This is a genomic window from Actinomycetospora straminea (assembly GCF_028737255.1).
GTDB classification, from domain to species: Bacteria; Actinomycetota; Actinomycetes; order Mycobacteriales; family Pseudonocardiaceae; genus Actinomycetospora; species Actinomycetospora straminea.
In genome coordinates this window covers 18,549-42,938 of sequence record NZ_JAQZAN010000030.1, presented here as the reverse complement: position 1 = coordinate 42,938, position 24,390 = coordinate 18,549, and the positions used below count along the sequence as shown (strand labels likewise).

Sequence of the window (24,390 nt, the reverse complement as noted above, 5' to 3'; positions counted from 1 at the left end):
CGGCCGGTGTCGCTCGCCCCTCGGGCGGCACCGGTCGGGCACCACCCTCAGCGGGCGGCGAGCAGCCCGCCCGACGTCTGGTCGCCCGGCCTGCGCGGCGCGGGCGTGACGGGCGTGTCCCGCTCCAGGGCGCCGAGGACGCGGCGGGCCGCCCGGTCGGCGACGTCGCCGAGGTCCCGGCCCCGGTCGATCGCGCGGAAGAGGTCGGCGAGCGCGGCGACGGCGGCCGGCGAGAGGGTCAGGCCACCGTTCGGGCAGGCGCGCGGGATGAGCGCGGCGGCGGCGTGGGCGCAGGCGTCGCCCGTGCCGGGGCCGGGCCCGTCACCGCCCGCGGACACGGACCGTCTCCGGGACGGCCCCGGCCAGCGTCGCGGCCGGGGTGTCGTGCCAGACGTGCTGGAACGACCCGCGGGTCCGGCCGGGCGAGCCGTCGGCGCTCGCCTCGGTCGTGCGTGTCGGCTCGGCGGTGCGCACGCGGCGTCGCTCGTCGAGCGGGGTGTCGGCGGTGCTGGTCTCAGCACGCCAGTGCAGGTGCCACATGGGCGGGGTCCTCCTCGTCCGCCACCGGGACCCGTGCTCGCTCGCCCGTCGGGAGGGGCGCCGGCGATCACGGAGGGTCGACCGTGGCTCGCGGACTGAACACGGCACCCGCGATGGTGGTCCAGGTCACGCACCGCCCGCCATGCGGAGGCCGTCTGGACCGAAACAGCACCGGATCGGAGGACGGGCCGGCCCTCCGGGTGGCCCAGCGGGCCGGGTGCGGTCGGTGACGCGGGCACTCGGCGTCCAGGCCGTGTCCCCGGTGTCCCGGCGGTGCTCAGGCCGCGACCGCGGGGCGCGGGTACAGCCCCAGGACGCGCTCGAGCACGCGGTGGCGCAGGACGAGGCTCAGGGTGACGAACCACGCCACGATCGCCACGCCCGCGGCCTCGACGACGGGCGGGTCGGGCGCGGTGAGACCGAAGTACTCCTGGGTGGCGGGGATCAGCAGGACCACGGCGAACGCCGCGAACAGGCCCAGCGCGAGCCACGTCGGGCGCCGGTCGTCGGTCACCGGCGCCCAGGCCGCGAAGACCCGGTGGGGCGGCGCGAGCAGCAGGATGAGCACCAGCGCGCTCGTCGAGACGAAGACCGAGAGCCCGGACTGCGCGCCGAGGGTGGCCGCCGAGGTCACGAAGTCGGGGTCGGTGGCGGCGAGGCCCGTGTACTGCACCCAGAGCTCCGTGCCCATCGCGTCGCGGTAGGTCGTGAGCCCGGTCGTGACGAGCTGGTAGAGGTACGCGTAGACGGCGGTGCCGAAGCCCGCGGTGAGCACGCCGACGGGCACGACGAACCGCGCGAGCGAGACGAGCAGGTCCTCGGCCGGCGGCGCCGGGCGCGCCCACATCGTCAGGAAGAACGTCGGGAGGCCGACGGTGAACAGGGTGAGCCCGACCTGCGTGGGCGTGTAGGGGAAGCCCAGCCCGAGCAGGGTGACGGTGAGGATGACCAGCATCTGCGTGGCCACCCGCGCGAGGAACAGGTACATCGACGCGCCGACGCCCGCGATGATCCGCCGGCCCTCGGTGCGCGCGGGCGGCAGCGTCGTGAACGAGTCGTCGAGCAGCACGATGTCGGCGACGTCACGGGTCACCGAGCTGCCCGAGCGCATCGCGACCCCGACCTGCGCGGACTTCAGCGCGCGGGCGTCGTTGACCCCGTCGCCGACCATCGCCACCTGGTGCCCCCGGCGGCCCAGCGAGGTGACGATCTGCTCCTTCTGCTCCGGCGCGATCCGCCCGAACACGCTGTGGGTGTCGACGGCCTCGTCGAACGCGTCGCCCTCGAGCGCCGCGAGCCGCGGCCCGGCGATCGCCGGACCGGAGAGCCCGGCGCGGCGGGCGAGGGCGGCGACGGTGTCGGGGTCGTCGCCGGAGACGACCTTGACCGCCACGCCCTCCTCGTCGAGGTGCGCGAGGACCTCGGTGACCCCGTCGCGCAGCTCGTCGGCCAGCGCGACGAGCGCGACGCCGCGCAGCCGGGGCAGGCGGGGCCGGTCGTCGGCGTCGCGCAGCGGGCCCTCGGCGCGGGCGAGGACGAGCACGCGCAGGCCCTCGTCGGTGCGCCGGCGCACCACGTCGGGCGCGGCGAGGGCGTCGTCGGCGAGCGACGCGCGCAGGGTCGAGGGCGCGCCGAGGACGAGCGAGGTGCCGTCGGCGAGGGTGATCCCGCTCCAGCGCAGGGAGGAGCGGAACTCGACCTCGTCGACCACGTCGACCGCTTCCCCGGCCAGCGACGCGTCGCCGGCCAGCGCGGCCGTGGTGGCGTTGGTGCTGGCCACGGACCGGGCGAACGTGCCGAGCAGCGCCCGCGCCCCCGCCTCGTCGCCGCCCTCGGGCACCACCTCCACGAGCGTGAGCCGCCCGCTGGTCAGCGTCCCGGTCTTGTCGGTGCACACGACGTCGACGCGGCTGACCGCCTCGACGGCGTTGGTGCGCTGCACCAGGGCGCCGCGTCCGGCGATCCGCGCGGCGCCCACGGTGTAGGCGACGGCGATGAGGAAGAACAGGCCGTAGGGCACGAGGCCCGACAGCACGGCCGAGGTCTGCACGAAGCGCAGCACCGTCGACCCCTCGAGCGCCGCCTGGGCGAGGATCGCGCCGCTCATCAGCACCACGAGCAGGATGAGCAGGCGCACCACCAGCTCGATGCGCCACTGCAGCGGCGTGAGCACCGTCGTGTCGGCGCGCGCGGCGAGCGTCAGCCGGCCCGCGTGGCTGTCCGCGCCCACCGCCTCCGCGCGCTGGCGCCCCTCGCCGCCGACGACCGAGCTGCCCGAGAGCAAGGGGTCGCCGAGGCCCTTGGCGATCGGGTCGGACTCGCCGGTCAGCAGCGACTCGTCGGCCTCGACGTGCCCGGCGACCAGTGGCCCGTCGACCACGATCTGCTCGCCCGCCCGCAGCCGCAGCAGGTCGCCGACGACCACCTCGGCGGGCGCCACCGTGCGGTCCTCGCCGTCGCGCACCACCGTCACGGGCTCGCGGGCGAGCAGCTGGAGCCGGTCGAGCTGGCGCTTGGCGCGCAGCTCCTGCACCGCGGCCAGCGCGGCGTTGATGATGCCGAGACCCACGCTGACCAGGGCGTCGCTGTAGCGGCCGAGGGCGAGCAGCGCGAACCCGATGACGAACAGCGTGTTGTTGTAGAACGAGAAGACCGTGGTGCGCAGGATGCGCCCGGTGGTCCGACCCGATCCCGAGACGGGCGTGTTGGCCCGGCCCTCCCGCGCGAGCTCGCGGGCCCGGTCTCGCTCAGGCCCTCGACGGTCGCCGTCGTCATCCCGCGTCCCCCGGCTCGTGGCGTCGCACGCCGACGATGGTCCCGGGCGTCCCTGACCCGGAGCTGAAGGGGGCGGGGTCAGCCGGCGTCGGTCTCGGGCCCGCGCCCCGTCCCGGACGGGCTCTCCGGGCCGGAGCGGCTCTCGAGCGCGGCCGCGAGCGCCGCGGCGACGGCCGCGATGTCCCCGGCGGCGATGTCTACGGGGGCGATGTGTCCCCGGCGGAGACGGCGAGGTCCTCGATCGCGGGGACGGGCGGGCGCAGCTCGAACCAGATGCGGTGGCCGCCGCGGTAGGGCTCGTCGCCCCAGCGGTGCGCGAGCGCCCAGCTGTCGACGTGGGTGACGTCGTCGGCGGCCGGGCGCACGGCCGACCCGTCGGCGAGACCGACACGCAGCAGCTCGTCGGCGAGCGTCAGCTCGAGCACGATGCTCGCCTCGGCGGTGGCGTGGTCGACGACGTCGGCGGTCAGGTCGTCGATCAGCAGCGCCAGGTCCTCCCGCGACACGCCGCTCTGCCACGCGGCGACGAGGGCCAGCGTGAGGGTGCGGGCGTCGCGCACGGTGAAGGACGTGACGGGGAGATCCATGGTGGCGGACAGTGTTGCCATGAGCGTCCGTTCTGCCGGTCGGAGGACCGGGAAACTCGATCGGAGCAACTCAGCGCGCATCGTGCACCGGCTGCTCTCTACAGAGTGTCACAGAATCGGTCGTGCACAACCCGAAGTCGCCGAGCGGCCCGCGGAGCTCAGTCCGCGCGCAGGGCCCGCCGCCACTGCGCGGTGACGTCGGCGCGCAGCCGCTCGGTGTCGACGTCCTCGGGGTCGAGCATGCGCTGCAGCCCGATGCCGCGCAGCTGCCCGACGAGCGCGGTGGCGACGGCGACCGGGTCCACGTCGTCGCGGATCGCGCCCGCCGCGACGCCGGCCTCGACGTCCTCGCGCAGGTCGGCGCGGAAGGCGCGGTCGCGCTCGCGGAAGGTCGGCGCGAGCTCGGACGCGGTGGCGGCCTCGGCCCAGAGCAGCAGGAAGGCGCGGTTCGCGGTCGTCAGCGCGGTGAGCCCGTGCACGTACCCGTCGATCAGTGCGAGGAGCCGGTCGAGCCCGGGCGCCATCGCGGTCAGGCCCGGCACGAAGCCGCCCTGGACGGACCGGGCGAGGGCGTCGACGAGCCCCTGCTTCGAGCCGAACTGGTGGGTGACGATCCCGCGGCTGTAGCCGGCGCGCTCCCCGACGCGGGCCAGCGTCAGCGCGCGCACCCCGGACTCGACGACGACCTCGGCGGCCGCGGCGATCAGGGCGGTCTCGGTGTGCTCGCGGCGCTCGGCCTGCGTGCGGCGGCGGGGCTCGACGGTCACGGGGGGGACAGTAGCAGACCAACTTGCGTGTCGACCGGCAAGTATGTGAGAGTGGTGGGGCACCCGAGAGGAGACGGACATGGTGGAGTTGCCGGACGGCGCGGTGGAGACGTTGCTCGCGGAGGACCCCGGGGGTCCCGTGGTGATGCTCAACCTGCTGCGCTTCCGCCCCGAGGGCGGGCGGGAGACCTATCAGCGGTACGTCGACGCGGTGGGCGCGGTGAGCGCCCGCTACGGCGTGGAGATCGTCTACCTCGGCGAGGGCGGGCGGGCGCTCGCGGCGGAGGACGGGCAGGCGTGGGACACGGTGCTGCTCGTGCGCTACCCCAGCCGGGAGCACTTCGCGGCGATGATCCGCGACCCGGCCTACCGGGAGATCGAGCACCTGCGGGTGGAGGGCCTCGCCGAGGCCGTGCTCCAGCCCACCGTCCCGGCGATCGGTCGGGAGGTCGCGTGACGATCGTCCTGGTCCACGGCAACCCCGAGACCCCGGCGGTGTGGGAGCCGCTGCTCGGTGCCCTCGAGCGCGCCGGCGTGCCGAGCGGGTCGGTGGTGCGGCTGTCCCCGCCGGGGTTCGGGGCGCCGCTGCCCGACGACTTCGCGGCCACGCCGGAGGCCTATCGCGACTGGTTGATCGGCGAGCTGGCGGCGATCGTCGCCGCCGACGGGCCCGTCGACCTCGTCGGCCACGACCTCGGGGGGAGCCACACGATCCGCGTCGCGATGGCCCGACCCGACCTGCTGCGCAGCTGGGTGAGCGACACGCTCGGCGCGTTCGAGCCCGACTACGCCTGGCACGAGCTCGCCCAGCGGTGGCAGACACCCGGCGTCGGGGAGGCGGACGTGGCCGAGCGCTTCGGTCCGGGCCGCGACGTCGACGCGGTGGTGGCCCTGCTCGTGGGGCGCGGCATGCCCGAGACCGTCGCGAAGGCCGTGGTGGCGGGCCAGGACGAGGTGATGGGGCGCGCGATCCTCACCCACTACCGGTCGGCCGTGCAGCCGGTGATGGCCGAGGCGGGCGTCCACCTGCCGGACGCGGCCCGGCGCCCGGGCCTGGCGGTCCTCGCCACCGCCGACCACGTGGTGGGTCACGACGCCCAGCGCCGCCGCGCCGCGGCGCGTGCGGGCGCCCGCATCGCCGAGCTCGAGGGCCTCGGGCACTGGTGGATGGCCCAGGACCCCGAGCAGGCCGCCCGGGTGCTCGTCGACTTCTGGCGGAGCGTGTGATCAGTGGTCGGGGGCGGGGGTGACGGGCGCGAGCCACACCCCGACCAGCACGTCCACGAGCCCCGACGCGGCGTCGGACCACGTGGCGCGGGTGGTGGGCGCGCCCTCGGCGAGGGCCCGCTCGCGCTCGGCGGGGACGTGGACGAGCAGGTGACGCCCGACGTCGCCGCGCTCGCGGCGCACGGCGGCCGGCAGCTCGGGCAGGCAGGCGTGCAGCCCGTCGAGGATGCGCAGCAGCACCGGCGAGCCCAGCGACTCGTCGACCAGGATCTCCCGCAGCGCCGGGTCGGTCATCACCTGCGCGCCGAAGCGGGCGTACCAGGTCGGGCTGCCCAGCGAGTCGAGGTGGTCGAAGGTCGGGCGCACGAGGCAGTCGAGCCACTCGCGCAGGTCGTCGCCGTCGACGATCCGCGCGAGCATCGCCTCGCGGGAGCGCTCGATCGCCTCGCTGTGCCGGCGGACGACGGCGCGGACGAGGTCGGTCTTCGTGCCGAAGTGGTAGCCGACCACCGCCGTGTTGCCCTGGCCGGCGGCGTCGGCGACCTGGCGGTTGGAGACCTCGTCTCGTGTGCCTGGCGACGCTCGTCGCGGGCTCCGTGGTCGCGGCCCTGTCGCTCGTCACCACGGCGGGCGTCCCCACCGAGGGCGCGTTCGTCCTCGTCATGCTGCTCGGGGCCGGGGCGGCGGTGGTCGCCCTCGTGATCGTCGCCTTCGTCCCGCGGCAGCGTCCGCCGCCGCGGGTGGCGGAGCCGGTGGGGGACCGGGCCGTGCCGGCCCCCCTCTCGGTCTAGCTGCCGGCTGGCGAGGTCACGCCCCGCGCAGCAGCGTCTCGAAGGGCGTCGGGTCGGCGAACGGGTCGGTGGCCCGCCCCGTCGCCGGACGCCCCGCCACCAGGTCGGCGAGCTCGCCCGCGGCGCGGGTGATGCGGTCGCCGAGCTCGCGGCTCGCCCCCGACGCGCCCCAGTCCTCCGCCGCCGCGAACACGCCCGTCGGCACCACCGTCGCGTGCAGGTAGGCGAACAGCGGGCGCAGCGCGTGGTCCAGCGCGAGCTGGTGGCGCGCCGAGCCGGCCGTCGCGCCCAGCAGCACCGGGGTGCCCGCGAGCGCCTCGCGGTCGAGGACGTCGACGAAGGTCTTGAACAGGCCGCTGTAGGACGCCGAGAAGATCGGCGTCACGGCGATCAGCGCGTCGGCCCCGGCGACGGTGTCGAGGGTCGGGCGCAGCGCGGCCTTCGGGAAGCCGGTGACGAGGTGGTCGGCGAGGTCGCGGGCGTGGTCGCGCAGCTCCACCACCTCGGGCCGGACCTCGACGCCCCGCTCGGCCAGCGCGGTCACCGTGGCGTCGGTGAGCCGGTCGGCGAGCAGGCGCGTCGAGGACGGCACCGACAGCCCGGCGCTCACCACCGCCAGGGTCCGGGTCTCCATCAGACGGTCACCTCCACCTTCCCGTCGCGCGCCGCCACCAGGGACGCGTGGGTCGGGGCGTCCGGCACGTGGGCCGGCTTCCGGGCGGCGAACTCCTGGCGCAGCACCGGCACGACCTCCTCGCCGAGCATGTCCAGCTGCTCGAGGACGGTCTTCAGCGGCAGGCCCGCGTGGTCGACGAGGAAGAGCTGGCGCTGGTAGTCACCGACGTACTCGCGGAAGCCCAGCGTCCGGTCGATGACCTGCTGCGGGCTGCCCACCGTCAGCGGCGTCTCGCGCGCGAAGTCCTCCAGCGAGGGGCCGTGTCCGTAGACCGGCGCCTCGTCGAAGTAGGGCCGGAACTCGCGCACGGCGTCCTGCGAGTTCTTCCGCACGAACACCTGACCGCCGAGGCCGACGATCGCCTGGTCGGCGTCGCCGTGCCCGTAGTGCTCGAAGCGGCGGCGGTAGAAGTCGACCATGCGCCGGGTGTGGTCGGCCGGCCAGAAGATGTGGTTGTGGAAGAAGCCGTCGCCGTAGTACGCGGCCTGCTCGGCGATCTCCGGGCTGCGGATCGAGCCGTGCCAGACGAACGGCGCGACGCCGTCGAGCGGGCGCGGTGTGGACGTGAAGCCCTGCAGCGGCGTGCGGAACTTCCCCTCCCAGTCGACGATCTCCTCGTCCCACAGCCGCCGCAGCAGCGCGTAGTTCTCGATCGCCAGCGGGATGCCCTGGCGGATGTCCTGGCCGAACCACGGATAGACCGGGCCGGTGTTGCCGCGCCCCAGGGTGAGGTCGACGCGGCCGCCCGCGAGGTGCTGCAGCATCGCGTAGTCCTCGGCGATCTTCACCGGGTCGTTCGTGGTGATCAGCGTGGTCGCCGTCGAGAGCTGCAACCGCTGGGTGCGGGCGGCGATCCACGCGAGCGTCGTCGTGGGGGAGGACGAGAAGAACGGCGGGTTGTGGTGCTCGCCGAGGGCGAAGACGTCGAGGCCGACCTCCTCGGTCTTCTCCGCGATCCGCAGGACGGCCTGCAGGCGCTCCGCCTCGGTCGGCGTGCGGCCGGTGGTCGGGTCCGGGGTGATGTCGCTGACCGAGAAGACACCGAACTGCATGGCCCTCACTCCATCTCGTTGAACCTTCAACCTGCATCCTCGTGAACGATGGGGGACACGTCAACTATTCCGCGCCCGTCCGCCCGTGTCGTTGACGGCGGCACGGCGGTGCGTTGTACTCCTCGTGGCTGAACGGATCTCGGAGCTGGGCTGAACAGGTGGCCGTAGCCGTCGGCACGCGTCCGACGGTGACGGAGAGGAGCCGGTATGGACCTGGACGTCGTCGTCGTGGGGGCCGGCCCGGTCGGGCTCACCGCCGCCGTCGAGCTCGCCCGCCGGGGGGTCCGCCCCCTGGTGATCGACCAGCTCGACGAGCCCCGGCACTACGCCAAGGCCGTCGGGCTCCAGCCGCGCACGCTCGAGCACTGGGAGCGCACCGGCATGCTCACCGCGGCCCTCGACGAGGTGCGCACGATGCGCGGCCAGATCGTGTACCGCGACGGCGAGCAGGTGGCGCGCCTGGAGCTCGCCCTGCCCCCGGACGTGCCCTACGGCTTCACCACGCTGCCGCAGTACACGACCGAGCGCCTGCTCGCCGAGGAGCTGCACCGCCACGGCGGCGCGGTGGAGCGCGGGACGGCGCTGGTGGGCTTCACCCAGGACGCGGACGGGGTGACGCTGCAGCTGCGCTCGTCCGCCGGGGAGCGCACCGTGCGCACCGCGTACCTCGTCGGCGCCGACGGTGCCCACAGCGTCGTGCGCAAGGGCCTGGGGACCGGGTTCGAGGGCGACGCGTTCCCCGAGGAGTACATGCTCGGCGACGTCGTGCTCGACTGGTCGATGCCGGCCGGGTACGGCGTCCGGATCACCCGCGCGGTGCCCGGGGCGCCCGACGACGTCCTCGTCGCCATCCCCCTGCCCGAGCACGGTCGCTACCGCATCTCGATGGTGGCCCCGCCGGAGCTGCGCGCCGCGCCCGCCGCCGGGTCCGGCGACGGCGTCGTCCACGGGCTCGAGTCCGGCCGTGCCCCCGCGGTGGCGGACCTCCAGGCCGTCGTCGACCGCCTGGCCCCCGCACCCACGACGGTGTCGGACCTGCGGTGGTCGTCGGTGTTCCGCATCAGCCACCGTCTCGCCTCCCGCTACGGCGACGGCCGGGTGTTCATCGCGGGCGACGCGGCCCACATCCACCCGCCCACCGGCGGGCAGGGCATGAACACCGGCATCCAGGACGCGCTCAACCTCGCGTGGAAGCTCGCGCTGGTCGTCGACGGACGCGCCGCCCCCGCGCTGCTCGAGAGCTACCACGCCGAGCGCCACCCGGTCGGCGAGGAGGTCGTCGGGCGCACCGTGCGCCACGCCCGTCAGGGGTTCGACGCCGACGACCCCGAGACGATGCTGCGGCGCGAGGCGCAGCTGCTGGTCGGCTACCCCGACAGCCCGATCGTCGGTGCGGACGGCGAGGCCCTCGGGGTGCGGCCCGGCGACCGCGCCCCCGACGCCCGCGGCCTGCGCCGCGACACCGCGACCGACCCGCTGCGGCTGCACGCGGTGCTCGCCGCCACCGAGTTCGCCCTGCTCGCCTGCGTCGACGACGCCGCCCAGCTGCCGGAGATCGGCGCCGTGCGCGCGCTGGCGGCGTCGTGCGGGCTGCCGCTGCGCGTGCACGCCGTGGTGGCGCCCGCGCTCGCCGCCGCGTTCGCCGACGCCGGCGAGCCGTGCCTCGTCGACGGCGCGGGCGACCTGGCCGCGGCGTACGGGATGCGCGGCGGGGACGCGGTGCTCGTGCGCCCCGACGGCTACGTGGGCTGGACGGCGCGGCCGTTGACCGCGGCGGGACTCGCGACGCACCTCGCCGTGCTGACGGGGGCGTCGCTGCCGGAGCCGCCGGTGGCGATGGCGTGAGCGGACCCGTGTCCTCGGGACACGGGTCGGCTCAGGTGCCGCAGTACGTGACGTAGCCCGTGGCCGACGGGTCGCCCTTCGCGTAGTCCTCGAGCCCCGGGCGCTCCGCGTACGGGTGCGCGACGACGTCGACGAGGCGGTGGAACGGCGCGTGGTCGCCCGCGACCGCCGCGTCCAGGGCGGCCTCGACGTGGTGGTTGCGCGGGATGTAGACGGGGTTCACGCGGTCCATCGCGTCGGCGGACTCGGCCACCTGGCGCTCCTGGGACCCCAGTGCCGTGCGCCAGCGCGTGAGCCACGCGTCGACGGCGTCGCGGTCGACGACGAGGTCGAGCACCGGGGAGGCGTTCCCGCGCGCGGCGGCCGAGAGCCCGCGGAAGAAGCGGGTGTGGTCGGGGTGCTGGTCGGTCAGGAGCGTCACCAGGTCCCGCACCAGCTCGGTGTGCTCGCCGACCAGCCCGATCTTGGCGTGCAGCCCCGCCGATCGGTGGCGCGTGAAGCGCTCGCCGAACGAGGACACGACCGCGGTCGCGGGCTCGATCGCCTGCTCGGGGTCGTCGGCGATCATCGTCAGCAGCGACTCGGCGAACCGCGCGAGGTTCCACTGCGCGGCCTGCGGCTGGTTGCCGAACGCGTAGCGTCCGCCGTGGTCGATCGAGCTGAACACGGTCGCGGGGTCGTAGGCGTCGAGGAACGCGCAGGGGCCGTAGTCGATGGTCTCGCCCGAGATCGTCATGTTGTCGGTGTTCATGACGCCGTGGACGAAGCCGACGTCCATCCACTGCGCGACCAGCGCCGCCTGCGCCTCCACGACGGACTCGAGCAGCGCCAGCGCCGGGCGCTCGGCCTCGGCGGCCTGCGGGTGGTGGCGGGCGATCGCGTGGTCGGTGAGGCGGCGCAGGAGGTCCGCGTCGCGGGTGGCGGCGGCGTACTGGAACGTGCCGACGCGCAGGTGACTCGAGGCGACGCGGGCGAGGACGGCACCGGGCAGCGGCGTCTCGCGCATCACCGTCTCGCCGGTGGTGACGACGGCGAGCGCCCGCGTCGTCGGGATCCCGAGCGCGTGCATCGCCTCGCCGACGACGTACTCGCGCAGCATCGGCCCGAGCGTCGCCCGGCCGTCGCCGCCGCGGGCGAACGGCGTGCGCCCCGAGCCCTTGAGGTGCAGGTCGCGGCGCCGGCCCGCGGTGTCGGTGAGCTCGCCGAGCAGCAGCGCGCGGCCGTCGCCGAGGCGCGGCGAGTAGTTGCCGAACTGGTGGCCCGCGTACGCCATCGCCACCGGCGTCGCCCCGGTCGGCACCGCGGCGCCGGCGAGGACCGCGACGCCCTCGGGGCTCTGCAGCGCGGCGGCGTCGACGCCGAGCTCGGCGGCCAGGTCCTCGTTGAGGGCCACCAGCTCCGGCGACGGCGAGGGCGCGGCGGCCCACGGCTGGTAGAGCCCGCCGAGGTCGCGGACGAACCAGTCGTCGAGCGTCACGGGCGAAGCGGCGACGGTCATGTCTCCGAGGCTATCCGCGCGCCGTCCGCGGTATGCCGGATCAGCGTGGTGATGCGCACCAGCGACGGGGTGCGCGGCGTCGAGCCGAAGCCGAAGCGCACCGGCGGCGAGACCGGGGTGAGCGCGCCCTGGTCGACGCCCTCCCAGCGCATGCGGGCGCCGGCGACGCGGTGCAGGTCCCGCGCGCCGTAGTACTCGCGGCGCCCGCCGCCGGCGCTGCCCACCGTGCGCACGCCGGGCAGCACACGCCGCGCGACGACGTCGATCGCGGTGATCCAGGCCGGTGCCGTCGCGAGACGTCCGGGCACCGCGCGCAGCAGCCACCCCAGCGGCGGGCGCCCGCCGACCTGCACGGTCAGGTCCAGCTCCGTGGTGGTCACGTGGTGCTCGCCGATCCCGGCGCGGTGCGTCACCGGGCCGAGCCGCACCTCGTCGAACGTGTACGTGGCGGCCACGAAGTCGCGCACCTGCTCGTCGGGCGCGAGCAGGATGCGCCGGCCGTCGGGGCGCTCGACCATCACGTCGGTGAACGCCCCGAACGGCGAGCGCGGCCAGTGCCCGACGACCGCGCGCAGCCCGGCCGCCGTGCCGACGCCGGCGATCCATCCCTCGAAACGGTCGGTGTCCATGCTCGAGGCCTACCCGACGAGGAGCACACGACCGCTCACCGGACCTGTTCACCGGCCCACGCGGCGAGCACCGAGAACGCCGCCTGGTGGCCCAGCGAGCCGTCGGGGCCGGTGTCGAAGGCGTGGTCGGCGAACGGCACGTCGACCTGCTGCGCGTCGACCCCGACGGCCCGGGCGGCCTCGACGAAGTCGGTCGCGCCCTCGGGCGGGACGAGGCGGTCGCGGGCCGGCACGATCGCGAGGGTCGGTGGGGCCTGCGGGGTGAGGACGTCGGTGCCCGTCACCGCCCGGTAGCGGTCGGGCACCTGGTCGGGCGTGCCGCCGGTGTAGGCGACGGCGAACTGCTGCGCGCCCTCGCCGCGGCGGTGGGTGTCGGCGAGGTCGACGGCCGGGTAGAGCGTCGCGACGGCCCGCGGCACGGGCACCGGCACCGGCCCGGGACAGGCCGAGACCTGCGTGCCCGCGGCCGCGCGGTACCCGACCGAGACCGCGAGCTGCCCGCCCGCCGAGTCGCCGCCGAGCACGATCCGGCGCGGGTCGCCGCCCCGTGCCGCGGCCTGCTCCGCGACCCGCGCGAGCGCGCACGCCACCTGGGGCCCGGCGGCGTCCCAGGTCGGGCGGCCGGGGCGCGAGAGCGTGTACTCGACGGAGACCGCGAGCCAGCCCGCGTCGGCGAGACGACGCATGTCGGCGGCCCGGTCGAGCTCCGAGCCCGTCGCCCAGCCGCCGCCGTGCACCCACACGAACACCGGCGCCGGTCCGGCCGCCCCGCGCGGGCGGGTGACGGCGAGGTGGAGGTCCTGGCCCTCGGGGGTGGTCGTGTAGACGGTGCGCTCGTCGGGCGCCGCGCCCGAGGGCGGGCCGGAGAGGACGAGCGCCCGCCACGGGTCGACGCCGCCGCCGGCGCCGAGCGCGGCGACGACCACCGCCCCGACCGCGCCGGCGAGCACGAGCGTCGCCACCGTCGCGAGCACCGCGACGACGGTCGTCGCCCGACGCGCCCGCCGGGAGCGCTGCAGCAGCCACGCGCCGACCGTCACGACGAGGCCGAGCACCAGCAGGAGCGGCCCGTACACGACCACGAGCAGGGGCGAGGCGACCGGTCCGGCGAGCGCGGTCGTCGGCGCGACCGCGGTGACCGCGGCGGCGAGCAGGACCAGGGTCGCGAGGGCGAGGACGGACAGCACCGCAATCGTCGTCGTGGCGCGCCCCGCGGACACCGTCGGGATCTCGACCGTCGGGTCGTCGTGCCCGGTCACCCCCACCACGTGCCCAGCGAAGCACGGACCGGACACCCCGCGACGGTCGCGGTCGGGTGACGCGGCGAGCTGCTCATCCCCGTCGGCGACGCACCAGGGCCCGGCCGGCGAGGCCCGCGAGCAGCACGGCCGCGCCGACGAGCACGCTGACGAGCGGGAGGGTGACGGCGAGGACCACGCAGCCGACGAGGCCCAGGCTCGCGAGGACGCGGGCGCGGCCGAGCGTCAGGGCCGCGGCGTTGGCGATCGCGTAGTAGACGAGCACGGCGAAGCTCGAGAACCCGATGGCCTCGCGCAGGTCGGTCACCAGCACCAGGGCGAGGACCACGGCGCCGACGAGGAGCTCGGCGCGGTGCGGCACGCGGAAGCGCGGGTGGATCGCGGCGAGCGCCGACGGGAGCTCGCGGTCCCGCGCCATGGCCAGCGTCGTGCGCCCGACCCCGGCGACCAGCGAGAGCAGCACGCCCGCCGACGCCACCGCGGCGCCGACGCGGACGACGGTCCCGAACACCCCGCCGCCCGCGGCCGTCGCGAGCGGGAACGGGGACGCGGCGAGCGCGGCGGGACCGACGGCGGCCAGCGCGCTCGCCCCGACCACCGCGTAGATCACCACGACGATCCCGAGCGCGATCGGCACCGCGCGCGGGATGGTGCGGGCGGGGTCGCGCACCTCCTCGCCGAGCGTGGCGATGCGCGCGTACCCCGCGAACGCGAAGAAGAGCAGCCCGGCGGCCTGCAGCACGCCGCCCACCCCGCCCGACGCGCCCTCGAGGACCAGGGCCGGCGAGGTCCCCGGCCGGAGCAGGGCGCCCACCACGACCGCGACGAGCGCGAGGAGCGTGAGCACGACGAGCACGCGGGTGGCGGCGACGGTCTTCGCGACCCCGCGGCAGTTCACCGCCGTCACCAGCACGACCGCCACCGCGGCGACCGCACGCGCCTGCTCGGGCCAGGCGTAGCTGCCGAGCGTCAGGGCCATCGCGGCGCACGACGCGGTCTTGCCGACGACGAAGCCCCAGCCGGCGAGGAAGCCCCACACGTCGCCGAGGCGCCGGCGCCCGTAGACGTAGGTGCCGCCGGACTCGGGGTAGAGGGCCGCGAGCCGCGCCGACGACGTCGCGTTCGCGTAGGCGACGACCGCGGCGACGGCGAGGCCGATGAGCAGCGCCGAGCCCGCCGCGGCGGCCGCGGGCCCGAAGGCGGCGAACACGCCCGCGCCGAGCATCGAACCGAGCCCGATGACGACGGCGTCGGTGAGGCCGAGCCGTCGCTCGAGGCCGGCGGGTCGGTCGGGCTGCGGGGAGTGGGGGGGTGGCGTGGGGTCCGGGGACGCGCCGGTCACGGACGTCCGGTACCCGGCCCGCCCGAGCGCGACGCCACCGCCGAGGCATCGCGGAGAACGTGATCGTGGTGCCACGATCACCGCCGTGGCCCGCACCGTCGCCGATCAGCTCATCGAGGTCCTCGTCCAGGCGGGTGTCCGCCGCATCTACGGGCTGGTGGGGGACAGCCTCAACCCGATCGTCGACGCGGTGCGCCGCTCCGGCGGCGCCGCGGCGGGCGGGATCGACTGGATCCACGTGCACAACGAGGAGGCCGGGGCGCTGGCGGCCGCCGCCGAGGCGCAGCTGACCGGCACGCTCGCGGTGTGCGCCGGCAGCTGCGGACCCGGCAACACGCACCTCGTCCAGGGGCTCTACGACGCGCACCGCTCGGCCGCCCCGGTGCTCGCGATCGCGTCGCACATCCCGTCACTGCAGATCGGCACCCACTACTTCCAGGAGACCCACCCCGAGCGGCTCTTCGTCGAGTGCTCCTCGTGGGTCGAGCTGATCTCGCGGCCGGAGCAGATGCCGCGGCTGCAGCGGATCGCGATGCAGACCGCGCTGGCCGACCGCGGGGTGTCGGTGCTCATCCTCCCCGGCGACATCACCGCGTTGCCCGCGGCGCACGAGACCGGGCGGGGCGACCTCGTGGCGCCGTCGTCGGTGGTGCACCCGGCGCCCGACCGCGTCGAGGCGCTGGCGGAGCGGATCGACGCCGCGGCGTCGGTGACGCTGTTCGTCGGCGCCGGGGTGCGGGAGGCCCGCGACGAGGTGCTCGCGCTGGCCGAGCGGGTGAAGGCGCCGGTGGGGCACTCGCTGGGCGGCAAGGAGTGGATCCAGTACGACAACCCGTACGACGTCGGCATGAGCGGGCTGCTCGGCTACGGCGCCTGCTTCGAGGCGAGCCACGAGGCCGACCTGCTCGTGCTGCTCGGCACCGACTTCCCCTACGACGGTTTCCTGCCGCAGGCGCACACCGTGCAGGTGGACCGCGACGCCCGGCACCTCGGTCGGCGCTCCGTGCTGGACCTCGGCGTCGAGGGCGACGTCGGCGCGACCCTGCGCGCGCTGCTGCCGCTCGTCACCGAGAAGACCGACCGCACGTTCCTCGACCGCATGCTGCGCCACCACGCCGACGCGCTCGAGCACGTCGTCGACGCGTACACGACGCGCGTCGAGGACCACCGCCCCGTGCACCCCGAGTACGTCGCGGCGGTGCTCGACGACGAGCTCGCCGACGACGCCGTCGTCACCGTCGACACGGGGATGTGCAACGTCTGGGCGGCCCGCTACATCACGCCGACCGGGCGGCGGCGCATCGTCGGGTCGTTCCGGCACGGGACGATGGCGAACGCGCTGCCGCACGCGATCGGGGCGGCGGTGTCGCAGCCGGGGCGCCAGGTCGTGTCGATGTCGGGCGACGGCGGGCTGACGATGCTGATGGGCGAGCTGCTCACCGCCGCCGAGCACGACCTCGACCTCACCGTGGTCGCGTTCAACAACGGCTCGCTGGGCATGATCCGGCTCGAGATGATGGTCGCCGGGTTCCCGTCGTTCCAGACCGACCACGGACCCGCCGACCTCGGCGCGATCGCCCGCGCGGCCGGGCTGCACGCGGTGACGGTGGGCGACCCGCGCGAGCTGCGGGCGGCGCTGCGCGGGGCGCTCGACCACCGCGGCCCCTCGCTGGTGGACGTGCGCACCGACCCCAACGCCCTGTCGATCCCGCCGCACATCACCGCCGAGCAGGTGCGCGGCTTCGCGCTGGCGGGGATGCGGACGGTTCTGGCCGGGGGCGTCGGCAAGATGGTCGACCTCGCCCGCTCCAACCTCCGCTCCATCCCCCGCCACCCCCTGCGCTGACCCGCGCTCACCTCGGCGCCTCCCCGGTGTCCGGCTCCGGCGCGTGCACGTGCGTGACGCGCTGGCGCCCCCGCAGGCGCACGACGTCGACCTCGCACCACCGGCGAGCCTCGTCGGACCCGGCGCGCGATGTCGCCGCGTCCGACGCCGCGACCCCGCCCGGCAGGCCCTTGGCGACGTCGCACAGCCGCGCGGCCTCGTTCACCGGGTCGCCGATCACCGTGTACTCGTAGCGGCGCGCGTCGCCGATGTTGCCGGCGACGGCCGGCCCGGCGGAGACCCCGATGCCCGCGGTCGCGGGCGAGTCGTCGGCGGCGAGCCGCTGCGCGAGCACGCGGGCGGCGGCGAGCGCGGCCGCCGCCGGGTCCGCCTGGTCGTCGGGTGCCCCGAAGACGGCGAGCGCGGCGTCGCCCTCGAACTTGTTGATCCAGCCCTGGTGGGTCTCGACGACGTCGACGACCTCGCCGAAGAACGCGTTGAGCACCGCGACGACCTCCTGCGGCGGGCGGTCGAACGCCATCCGGGTCGAGCCGACGATGTCGACGAACAGGACGGCGACCTCGCGCACCTCGCCGCCGAGCTCGATCTCCTCGGCGAGCGCGGCGCGGGCGACCTCCTGCCCGACGTGGCGCCCGAACAGCTCGCGGACGCGGTCGCGCTCGCGCAGCCCGGCGGCCATCTCGTTGAACCCGGCCTGCAGCATCCCGAGCTCGGTGGGGTCGGAGACCTCGACCTGCGCCTCCAGGTCGCCGTCCTGCACGCGCCGCAGCGCCCGGCGCACCGCCATCACGGGCCGCGACATCGAGGTCGACGTCAGCGCGGTGAGCAGGAAGCCGACGGCCAGCGCGACCACCGCGAGCACGAGCACGACGATCCCGAGGCGCGTGACCGTGTAGTAGTCGCGGAAGAGCAGGGACGCCGCGGCGGCGAGCGCGATGCCCAGGAGCGGCACGCCGGTGCCCAGCAGCCACGCGCCGAGCGAGCGCGCGACGACCCCGGGCAGCAGGCCCAGCCGGTTCGGCGGGTCCTCGGCGAGCACCCGGGCGACCTCGCCGCGCAGGGTCAGCTCGGCGAGGCGGTGGGCGACGGCGACGGTGGCCATGCCGCCGAGGGCGACGACGCAGCCGACCGTCAGCGCGACGGTGACGGAGAACCGTGCGTTGATCGTCACGAACAGCAGCACGGCGAGGACCCAGGGCACCGCCTGCACGACGGTGATCCGCATCGGCGCGCCCAGCACCACGCGGCGGGCGAGATCCCGGTGGCGCCGCCACGCGTCCTCGTCGTCGCCCGGGCCCGGCGGGGTCGGCACGCGCACCCAGGCGTAGCCCCACGCGAGGCCGACCACGACGGCGACGGCGAGGTAGACGCCGAACGCGACCAGGTTGCGGTCGAGGGCGTCCTCGAGGTCCGCGACCAGTGACTGGGTCGGCAGGACGTAGCCCGCGAGCGCGAGCACGATCGCCGCGCCCACCACGTTGGAGACCACCACCAGCGCCCCGACCAGCGCCTTCGTCGCCGGACGGAAGTCGCGGTGCACGGTGCCGCGGCCTCCGGTCGGGGTGGACCTCATGATCCTCAGCCTATCGACGCGGTACCGTCGGTACCGCGTACGGGCCTGCGCGCAGATGGTGCTGACCCCCTCCGGATTCTTGATCTGTTCCAGAAAAGGGGCGACACTGCGAGCCGTGTCACCGCCGGACCGGATCGCCGCCACGGCTCCGCGCGCCCGGCTCCACCGCCCACCACCCCAGACAACTGACCACACAGTGACCCGGAGGACTTCCTCGTGTCAGAACACGTGACCCGCGAGACCGAGATGAACACCCAGGACGCCGGTGGGTGCCCGGTCCACGCCGGTCGTCTCGCGCACCCGACCGAGGGCGGCGGCAACGTCGACTGGTGGCCGAACCAGCTCAACCTGCGCGTGCTGCGGACCCACACCGCCGTGTCCAACCCGATGGACCCCGACTTCGACTACGCCGAGGCGTTCAAGACCGTCGACCTCGACGAGCTCGCCGCCGACGTCGACCACGTCCTGACGACCTCGCAGGACTGGTGGCCCGCCGACTTCGGCCACTACGGCGGCTTCATGATCCGCATGGCGTGGCACTCGGCCGGCACCTACCGCCTCGCCGACGGCCGCGGCGGCGCCGGCATGGGCATGCAGCGCTTCGCCCCGCTCAACAGCTGGCCGGACAACGGCAACCTCGACAAGGCCCGCCGCCTGCTCTGGCCGGTCAAGCAGAAGTGGGGCAAGAAGGTCTCCTGGGCCGACCTCATGATCTTCACGGGCAACCGCGCCCTGGAGACCATGGGCTTCCCCACCTTCGGCTTCGCCGGCGGGCGCCCCGACGTGTGGGAGCCCGACAACGAGACCTACTGGGGCCCCGAGAACTACTGGCTCGGCGGCGACCAGCGCTACACCGGCGACCGCCAGCTCGAGAAGCCGCTCGGCGCGTCGCAGATGGGCCTGATCTACGTCAACCCGGAGGGCCCGGACGGCAACCCGGACCCGCTGGCCGCGGCCCGCGACATCCGCGAGACGTTCGGCCGGATGGCGATGAACGACGAGGAGACCGTCGCCCTCATCGCCGGTGGCCACACCTTCGGCAAGACCCACGGCGCGGCCGACCCCGACCAGTACGTCGGCGCGGAGCCCGAGGGCGCCGACATCACCGAGCAGGGCCTCGGCTGGCACCAGAAGTTCGGCAAGGGCAAGGGCCGCGACACCATCACCTCCGGCCTCGAGGTCACCTGGACCTCCACGCCGGCGCAGTGGAGCAACGGCTACTTCGACAACCTCTTCGGCTACGAGTGGGAGCTCCACAAGTCGCCGGCCGGCGCCTGGCAGTACCGCCCGGTGAACAACGGCGGCGCGAACACCGTGCCCGACCCGGAGACCGGTGAGCTCACCCGCCAGCCGACGATGCTCGTCACCGACATCTCGCTGAAGGTCGACCCGGTCTACGGGGAGATCTCGCGGCGGTTCCACCAGAACCCGGAGGAGTTCGCCGACGCGTTCGCCCGCGCCTGGTACAAGCTGACCCACCGCGACATGGGCCCGATCCAGCGCTACCTCGGCCCGTGGGTGCCGCAGGAGACGCTGATCTGGCAGGACCCGGTGCCCGCGCACGAGGGCCCGCTGGTGAGCGCCTCGGAGATCGCGGACCTCAAGAAGCAGGTCCTCGACTCGGGCCTGACGGTCTCGCAGCTGGTCAAGGCCGCGTGGGCGTCGGCGTCGACGTTCCGCATCGGCGACAAGCGCGGCGGCGCCAACGGCGCGCGCGTGCGCCTCGACCCGCAGATCGACTGGGAGGTCAACGACCCGCAGGAGCTGCGCCGGACGCTGTCGACCCTCGAGGGCATCCAGCAGTCGTCCGGCAGGATCTCGCTGGCCGACCTCATCGTCCTCGGCGGCTGCGCCGCGGTGGAGAAGGCCGCCGCGGACGCCGGGCACCAGGTCGAGGTGCCGTTCACCCCGGGCCGCACCGACGCGTCGCTGGAGTGGACCGACGTCGACTCGTTCACCCACCTCGAGCCGACCGCCGACGGGTTCCGCAACTACCTCGGCAAGGGCCACGCGCTCCCCGCCGAGTACCTGCTGGTCGACCGTGCGAACCTGCTGAACCTGTCCGCGCCGGAGATGACCGTCCTCGTCGGCGGGCTGCGCGTGCTCGGCGCGAACACGGGTGGCTCGACGCACGGCGTGCTCACCGAGCGCCCGGGGCATCTGACGAACGACTTCTTCGTCAACCTGCTCGACATGGACACCCAGTGGGCGGGTATGGCCGAGGAGGAGGGCATCTACGAGGCCCGCGGCGCCGACGGCGAGATCCGCTGGACCGGCACCCGCAACGACCTCGTGTTCGGCTCGAACTCCGAGCTGCGCGCCCTCTCCGAGGTCTACGCCAGCGACGACGCCGCCGAGAAGTTCGTCCGCGACTTCGTCACGGCGTGGGACAAGGTCATGATGCTGGACCGCTACGACCTGGTCTGATCACCGGACGCAGAACGCCCCGGCCGCCGACGCGGGCGGGGCGTTCTGTCGTCCGGGGACGGTGCGTCCTCCCGTCAGGCCGGCTGGGCCGGGGGCCGGGACGCCTCGTGGGCGCCCGGCGTGCGGTGGGCCTCCGCGACCTGGTCGCGGACGTGCTCCGGGTACCAGCCCGTGATCTTGACGGCGACGACGATCGCGACGACCGGGATGACCCAGTTGAAGAGGTCCGTGCTCGCGCCCGACACCACGGCGAGGTCGCACAGCGCGTTGAGGAGGAAAACGCCGCCCCACAGGGCGGTGAGCACGCGGTTGATCTTCCTGAAGGTCGGGGTGTTCCACACCTCCTGCGGTGCCTCCTTCTTCGCGTAGAACGCGGTGAACGGCCGGCCGACGGCGAGCGAGCCGAACGCGACGAGCGCGATCACGACGCTCGACAGGAGCTGGGCGCGGTCCTCGATCGGCTGCAGCGCCGCGCGGTCGAGCACCAGGGCGAGCACGACGAGCACGGCGAAGAACACCAGCGCGGCCGCGTCGAGGGCGCTGATCGCCCGGTACCGCCGCCAGTCCGGCACCGCGAGGACCAGCGTGCAGGCGAGCGCGGCGAGCGCCGCCCACGTCCAGGTGCTCGGACCCGCGATGACCGAGAAGACGATCCAGGGCACGAACCCCAGGAAGATGGCGAGTTTCTGCACGACGGTCTCCTGCCGGACGCTGATGACTCAGCGTCATCATGAGAGCAGGGGGGAGGGGCATCAAGGGCGGTGTCGCCTCGGAGACATCGCAGGCGGTCACGATCCGGCGTGGGCTGCTGCGCCGGACGGGTGTCAGGTGGCCTGGTTGGTCCGCGCGCCGACGACCGCGAGTCGGAGCGGCACGCCACCGACGCGCCGCGGCAGCGGCGTCGGGAGGGCCCCCGCGCCGACCACCACCAGCCCGTCGACCGCCGGGTGCTGGGCCTGCCGCGTGAGCTGCCGGAGCACCTCCTCGGTGACGCCCCCGAGCGCCGGCACGACCCCGATCGACGCCTCGGCACGGGGGAGCGGCTCGGCGACGAGCAGCGGCAGGAGGTCGCCGCCCCCGAGCGCGTAGTCCCGCACGGTCACGAGCCCGGCCCCGGCGAGCAGCAGGGCGATGACGCCGATGACCGACGCGGTGTCGAGGTGCGGGAACGCCGCGCCCTCGATGAGGCCGACGACGCGCGCGGCGAGCAGGTCCGCCTGCATGCTCCGCCTCCTCCCGTGCCGGTGTGACCCACCATGATTCCCTGCCGCGGCGCTGAGGGCGACCCCTACTTGTGACACGAGGTGTGGGAGGGGCGCGCGGGGTCCGGTCAGGGCCGCGGCCGCTCCGCCTCGACGAGGTGTGCGGACATGGCGGCGGCCACCGGCCCCTCGCCGAGCGCCTCGGTCATCTCCGCGGCGACGCGGTCCACCGTCGTGTCGAGGTCGCCACGGCGCTCGAGGTCGGCGCGCAGCGGCGAACCGGTGCAGAACCCGACGGCGATCTGTCGCGCGTCGTCGGCCAGGCCCTCGAGCGTCAGCGTCTCCGTCGCGACGACGTCGAGTCCCGCGGCGCGGACGTCGGCGGCGACCTGCGCGGTGTCGTGGTACCCGTGCGGCACCGCCTCGAGGAACGCGGGCACGTCGCCGGGGAAGACCCGGTCGAGGGCGAGCGCGAGGGCGAGCCCGTAGCCGTGGGTCGCGAGCCTGTCCCACGTCGTGAACAGGAAGCGGCCGCCCGGGACCAGGACGCGGGCGACCTCCGCGTAGGCCGCCCGCCGGTCCGGCAGGAACATGACGCCGAAGCCGCACACGACCGCCTCGAACGCCGCGTCGGGGTAGGGCAGCCGCGCGGCGTCGGCCGCCCGCCACGTCGGTCCGGGCACGCGCGACGCCGCCAGCTCCACCATCGCCGCGTTGAGGTCGGTCGCGGTGATCTCGGCGTGCGGGCACACGGCGACGAGCTCCCGGGTCACCGCCCCGGTGCCCGCCGCGAGCTCCAGCACGCGACCCGGTGCCGCGTGGCTCGTGCGCCGGGCGAGCTCGCGGGCGAACGGGCGGAAGACCGGCGTGGCGAGGCACTGCTCGTAGACCTCGGGCATCGACCCGACCCAGCGGGCGCTCTCACCGTCCACGACCAGTGTTGTCCTCCCCCTGGCGGCGCTAGGCAAGGACCGGCCGGGTGAGCGCTACCGGGGCGCCGTCCAGGGCGCCTCGGCGCGCGACACGGCGTGGCTGCCCGCGGCGACGCCCAGGATGATCACGAGACCGAGGGTGAGCGCGGCTCCGGGGGCGACGACGCGGGCCAGCAGCGCGCCCGCGACGACGCCGACGACGAACGCCAGGAGCGCGAGACCGCGGCGCAGCACGAACGGGTCGCGACGCCCCGTGCCGTGCTCGGTGAGGATGCCGATCGTGGTCAGCGTCAGCACCGCGGTGAGCAGGTCCGGGACCTTGAGGTAGCGGATGAGCGCGAGCTGCCCGCCCATCGACGCGGCGAGCAGCGCCGTCACGGCCAGGCGGGCGGCCGGGTGCAGGGGCTGGTCGCCGGCGAGCACGACGACGACCGTGACCGGGACGGCGAGGAGGAGCTTGAACGCCGCGATGTCGCGGACCGCGCGGCCGCGGTGGCCGCCGGGGTGGCGGACGACCCGCGCGCCGACGAGAGCGCCCACGACGAAGCCGGCCACGGCGACGGCCGGCGCGACGATCGAGCCGCCCGCGCCGGCGAGCGCGATCCCGAGGAAGACGATGTTGCCGGTGACCGCGGCGACGAAGACGTGGTCGAGCGCGAGGATGCTCGTCGCGTCGACGACGCCGGCGAGGCACGTCAGCGCCACGAGCATCGCGGGCAGCGGCCCGTCGCGGTCGTCGACGAGCGCGCGGCGCAGCGCCCACCGGCCGGTCGGGGTCTCCGGTGCGGTCACGGCTCCTCCGCGGCCGCGAGCCCGTCGCGCACCAGCCGCTGGGCCGCGTCGATGACGCCCTCCAGCGAGCCGCGCGCCGGGTCCCACCACTCGGCGGTCCAGTTGAGCGCGCCCAGCACGACCATGAGCGCGGTGCCGGGGTCGAGGGCCGGGTCGAGGTCGCCCTCCTCGCGCACCTGCGCCACGAGCGCACGCCACACGTCGACGTAGTCGCGCTGCGCCTGGCGGTGGCGCTCGCGCATCGCCTCGGGCAGCTGCGGCACGGTGCGCACCGCGGCGGCGGCGTGGTCGGAGTGCGTCAGCAGCGTGCGCAGGTGCGCGGCGACCGCGATCGCGAGCCGGTCGATCGCCGGGGCGTCCGCGGGCGCCGCGGCCAGGGCCTCGGTGACGAGCGACCGCGCGCGGTCGAGCCCGACGGCGACGGCCTCGTCGATGAGCTCGTCCCGCGAGGAGAAGTAGTAGTAGATCGCGGGCGCCTGCACCTGCGCGACCTCGGCGACGTCGGCGAGCCGCGTGCCCGCGTAGCCGCGGCGCAGCAGCACGTGCGCGGCGGCGTCGACGACGCGACGGCGGGTGCGCGCGGACTTCGTGTCCCGCGCCGCCTCGGTCATCGCCCCAGCGTAGGGCGCG

Annotated in this window: 24 protein-coding genes; 6 read left to right on the top strand and 18 right to left on the bottom strand. The window is 75.2% G+C overall.

The window, feature by feature from the left end:
• Positions 1-47 precede the first annotated feature (47 nt).
• The 5 genes from PH190_RS28315 to PH190_RS28295 all read right to left on the bottom strand — a co-directional run bounded on the left by PH190_RS28315 (position 48) and on the right by PH190_RS28295 (position 4,669).
• Positions 48-338: a hypothetical protein gene (locus PH190_RS28315; protein ID WP_274234883.1), complete on the bottom strand. Its 291-nt coding sequence runs from the start codon at positions 336-338 to the stop codon at positions 48-50.
• Positions 322-540, bottom strand: coding sequence for a hypothetical protein (locus tag PH190_RS28310; RefSeq protein WP_274234882.1), 219 nt, complete (start codon positions 538-540; stop codon positions 322-324). The genes PH190_RS28315 and PH190_RS28310 overlap by 17 nt, the downstream gene beginning before the upstream one ends.
• A 277-nt stretch (positions 541-817) precedes the next feature.
• A complete protein-coding gene (locus PH190_RS28305; protein ID WP_274234881.1) occupies positions 818-3,109 on the bottom strand; it encodes an HAD-IC family P-type ATPase in 2,292 nt (763 codons plus the stop codon).
• A 403-nt stretch (positions 3,110-3,512) separates the two neighbouring features.
• Complete coding sequence (locus PH190_RS28300; RefSeq protein WP_274234880.1) at positions 3,513-3,902, bottom strand: hypothetical protein; 390 nt, start codon at positions 3,900-3,902, stop codon at positions 3,513-3,515.
• 158 nt (positions 3,903-4,060) lie between these two features.
• Entirely contained in the window at positions 4,061-4,669 is a 609-nt protein-coding gene (locus tag PH190_RS28295; RefSeq protein ID WP_274234879.1) for a TetR/AcrR family transcriptional regulator, read from the bottom strand.
• Between the two features lie 79 nt (positions 4,670-4,748).
• Here PH190_RS28295 and PH190_RS28290 point away from each other — a divergent pair, with 79 nt between their 5' ends.
• Both PH190_RS28290 and PH190_RS28285 read left to right on the top strand, forming a co-directional pair.
• On the top strand, positions 4,749-5,126 hold the full coding sequence (locus PH190_RS28290) for a DUF1330 domain-containing protein (protein ID WP_274234878.1): 378 nt from the start codon (positions 4,749-4,751) through the stop codon (positions 5,124-5,126).
• Positions 5,123-5,896: an alpha/beta fold hydrolase gene (locus PH190_RS28285; protein WP_274234877.1), complete on the top strand. Its 774-nt coding sequence runs from the start codon at positions 5,123-5,125 to the stop codon at positions 5,894-5,896. Before PH190_RS28290 ends, PH190_RS28285 begins: the two co-directional genes overlap by 4 nt.
• Here the strand turns inward: PH190_RS28285 and PH190_RS28280 are convergent, their stop codons facing one another.
• The gene (locus tag PH190_RS28280) at positions 5,897-6,406 is read right to left on the bottom strand and encodes a TetR/AcrR family transcriptional regulator (RefSeq protein WP_337993865.1); all 510 of its coding nucleotides are present in this window, start codon (positions 6,404-6,406) and stop codon (positions 5,897-5,899) included.
• A 56-nt stretch (positions 6,407-6,462) separates the two neighbouring features.
• On the opposite strand from PH190_RS28280, the gene PH190_RS28275 reads away from it, so the two are divergent.
• Positions 6,463-6,687 (top strand): hypothetical protein, encoded by a 225-nt coding sequence (locus PH190_RS28275; RefSeq protein WP_274234876.1) that lies wholly within the window; start codon positions 6,463-6,465, stop codon positions 6,685-6,687.
• Positions 6,688-6,703: 16 nt separating this feature from the next.
• On the opposite strand, the gene PH190_RS28270 is transcribed toward PH190_RS28275, so the two are convergent.
• Positions 6,704-7,321 (bottom strand): FMN reductase, encoded by a 618-nt coding sequence (locus PH190_RS28270; RefSeq protein ID WP_274234875.1) that lies wholly within the window; start codon positions 7,319-7,321, stop codon positions 6,704-6,706.
• Positions 7,321-8,415 carry an LLM class flavin-dependent oxidoreductase gene (locus tag PH190_RS28265; RefSeq protein WP_274234874.1) on the bottom strand — a complete coding sequence of 365 codons (1,095 nt, stop codon included), beginning with the start codon at positions 8,413-8,415 and terminating at the stop codon, positions 7,321-7,323. Before PH190_RS28265 ends, PH190_RS28270 begins: the two co-directional genes overlap by 1 nt.
• Before the next feature lie 207 nt (positions 8,416-8,622).
• Here PH190_RS28265 and PH190_RS28260 point away from each other — a divergent pair, with 207 nt between their 5' ends.
• Positions 8,623-10,260, top strand: coding sequence for an FAD-dependent monooxygenase (locus PH190_RS28260; RefSeq protein ID WP_274234873.1), 1,638 nt, complete (start codon positions 8,623-8,625; stop codon positions 10,258-10,260).
• Positions 10,261-10,291: 31 nt separating this feature from the next.
• Here the strand turns inward: PH190_RS28260 and PH190_RS28255 are convergent, their stop codons facing one another.
• The 4 genes from PH190_RS28255 to PH190_RS28240 form a co-directional block, all read right to left on the bottom strand.
• On the bottom strand, positions 10,292-11,758 hold the full coding sequence (locus tag PH190_RS28255) for a protein adenylyltransferase SelO (RefSeq protein ID WP_274234872.1): 1,467 nt from the start codon (positions 11,756-11,758) through the stop codon (positions 10,292-10,294).
• Positions 11,755-12,387 carry a hypothetical protein gene (locus PH190_RS28250; protein ID WP_274234871.1) on the bottom strand — a complete coding sequence of 211 codons (633 nt, stop codon included), beginning with the start codon at positions 12,385-12,387 and terminating at the stop codon, positions 11,755-11,757. The genes PH190_RS28255 and PH190_RS28250 overlap by 4 nt, the downstream gene beginning before the upstream one ends.
• A 35-nt stretch (positions 12,388-12,422) precedes the next feature.
• The gene (locus PH190_RS28245) at positions 12,423-13,655 is read right to left on the bottom strand and encodes an alpha/beta hydrolase (RefSeq protein ID WP_274234870.1); all 1,233 of its coding nucleotides are present in this window, start codon (positions 13,653-13,655) and stop codon (positions 12,423-12,425) included.
• A 64-nt stretch (positions 13,656-13,719) separates the two neighbouring features.
• Complete coding sequence (locus PH190_RS28240; RefSeq protein ID WP_274234869.1) at positions 13,720-14,988, bottom strand: APC family permease; 1,269 nt, start codon at positions 14,986-14,988, stop codon at positions 13,720-13,722.
• 85 nt (positions 14,989-15,073) lie between these two features.
• Between PH190_RS28240 and PH190_RS28235 the strand changes: the two genes are divergently transcribed.
• Entirely contained in the window at positions 15,074-16,834 is a 1,761-nt protein-coding gene (locus PH190_RS28235) for a pyruvate dehydrogenase (RefSeq protein ID WP_274234868.1), read from the top strand.
• A 7-nt stretch (positions 16,835-16,841) separates the two neighbouring features.
• Here the strand turns inward: PH190_RS28235 and PH190_RS28230 are convergent, their stop codons facing one another.
• The gene (locus tag PH190_RS28230; protein WP_274234867.1) at positions 16,842-18,407 is read right to left on the bottom strand and encodes an adenylate/guanylate cyclase domain-containing protein; all 1,566 of its coding nucleotides are present in this window, start codon (positions 18,405-18,407) and stop codon (positions 16,842-16,844) included.
• 246 nt (positions 18,408-18,653) lie between these two features.
• Here PH190_RS28230 and katG point away from each other — a divergent pair, with 246 nt between their 5' ends.
• Positions 18,654-20,834, top strand: a complete 2,181-nt coding sequence (gene katG / locus PH190_RS28225; protein ID WP_274234898.1) for a catalase/peroxidase HPI — start codon at positions 18,654-18,656, stop codon at positions 20,832-20,834.
• A 74-nt stretch (positions 20,835-20,908) separates the two neighbouring features.
• Here the strand turns inward: katG and PH190_RS28220 are convergent, their stop codons facing one another.
• The 5 genes from PH190_RS28220 to PH190_RS28200 all read right to left on the bottom strand — a co-directional run bounded on the left by PH190_RS28220 (position 20,909) and on the right by PH190_RS28200 (position 24,371).
• Complete coding sequence (locus PH190_RS28220; protein ID WP_274234866.1) at positions 20,909-21,526, bottom strand: DUF3159 domain-containing protein; 618 nt, start codon at positions 21,524-21,526, stop codon at positions 20,909-20,911.
• A 132-nt stretch (positions 21,527-21,658) separates the two neighbouring features.
• Positions 21,659-22,057: a hypothetical protein gene (locus PH190_RS28215; protein WP_274234865.1), complete on the bottom strand. Its 399-nt coding sequence runs from the start codon at positions 22,055-22,057 to the stop codon at positions 21,659-21,661.
• Positions 22,058-22,164: 107 nt separating this feature from the next.
• Positions 22,165-22,968, bottom strand: a complete 804-nt coding sequence (locus tag PH190_RS28210; RefSeq protein WP_274234864.1) for a class I SAM-dependent methyltransferase — start codon at positions 22,966-22,968, stop codon at positions 22,165-22,167.
• A gap of 54 nt (positions 22,969-23,022) precedes the next feature.
• Positions 23,023-23,760 (bottom strand): YoaK family protein, encoded by a 738-nt coding sequence (locus tag PH190_RS28205; RefSeq protein WP_274234863.1) that lies wholly within the window; start codon positions 23,758-23,760, stop codon positions 23,023-23,025.
• Positions 23,757-24,371, bottom strand: coding sequence for a TetR/AcrR family transcriptional regulator (locus PH190_RS28200; RefSeq protein ID WP_274234862.1), 615 nt, complete (start codon positions 24,369-24,371; stop codon positions 23,757-23,759). The genes PH190_RS28205 and PH190_RS28200 overlap by 4 nt, the downstream gene beginning before the upstream one ends.
• Positions 24,372-24,390 lie beyond the last annotated feature (19 nt).

Excerpts from the sequence above, each read along its gene's own strand:
- PH190_RS28270 (WP_274234875.1), bottom strand. The coding sequence starts at position 7,321 with ATGGAGACCCGGACCCTGGCGGTGGTGAGCGCCGGGCTGTCGGTGCCG.
- PH190_RS28290 (WP_274234878.1), top strand. The coding sequence starts at position 4,749 with ATGGTGGAGTTGCCGGACGGCGCGGTGGAGACGTTGCTCGCGGAGGAC.
- PH190_RS28230 (WP_274234867.1), bottom strand. The coding sequence starts at position 18,407 with ATGAGGTCCACCCCGACCGGAGGCCGCGGCACCGTGCACCGCGACTTC.
- PH190_RS28250 (WP_274234871.1), bottom strand. The coding sequence starts at position 12,387 with ATGGACACCGACCGTTTCGAGGGATGGATCGCCGGCGTCGGCACGGCG.
- katG (WP_274234898.1), top strand. The coding sequence starts at position 18,654 with ATGAACACCCAGGACGCCGGTGGGTGCCCGGTCCACGCCGGTCGTCTC.
- PH190_RS28260 (WP_274234873.1), top strand. The coding sequence starts at position 8,623 with ATGGACCTGGACGTCGTCGTCGTGGGGGCCGGCCCGGTCGGGCTCACC.
- PH190_RS28265 (WP_274234874.1), bottom strand. The coding sequence starts at position 8,415 with ATGCAGTTCGGTGTCTTCTCGGTCAGCGACATCACCCCGGACCCGACC.
- PH190_RS28215 (WP_274234865.1), bottom strand. The coding sequence starts at position 22,057 with ATGCAGGCGGACCTGCTCGCCGCGCGCGTCGTCGGCCTCATCGAGGGC.
- PH190_RS28200 (WP_274234862.1), bottom strand. The coding sequence starts at position 24,371 with ATGACCGAGGCGGCGCGGGACACGAAGTCCGCGCGCACCCGCCGTCGC.
- PH190_RS28255 (WP_274234872.1), bottom strand. The coding sequence starts at position 11,758 with ATGACCGTCGCCGCTTCGCCCGTGACGCTCGACGACTGGTTCGTCCGC.
- PH190_RS28310 (WP_274234882.1), bottom strand. The coding sequence starts at position 540 with ATGTGGCACCTGCACTGGCGTGCTGAGACCAGCACCGCCGACACCCCG.
- PH190_RS28300 (WP_274234880.1), bottom strand. The coding sequence starts at position 3,902 with ATGGATCTCCCCGTCACGTCCTTCACCGTGCGCGACGCCCGCACCCTC.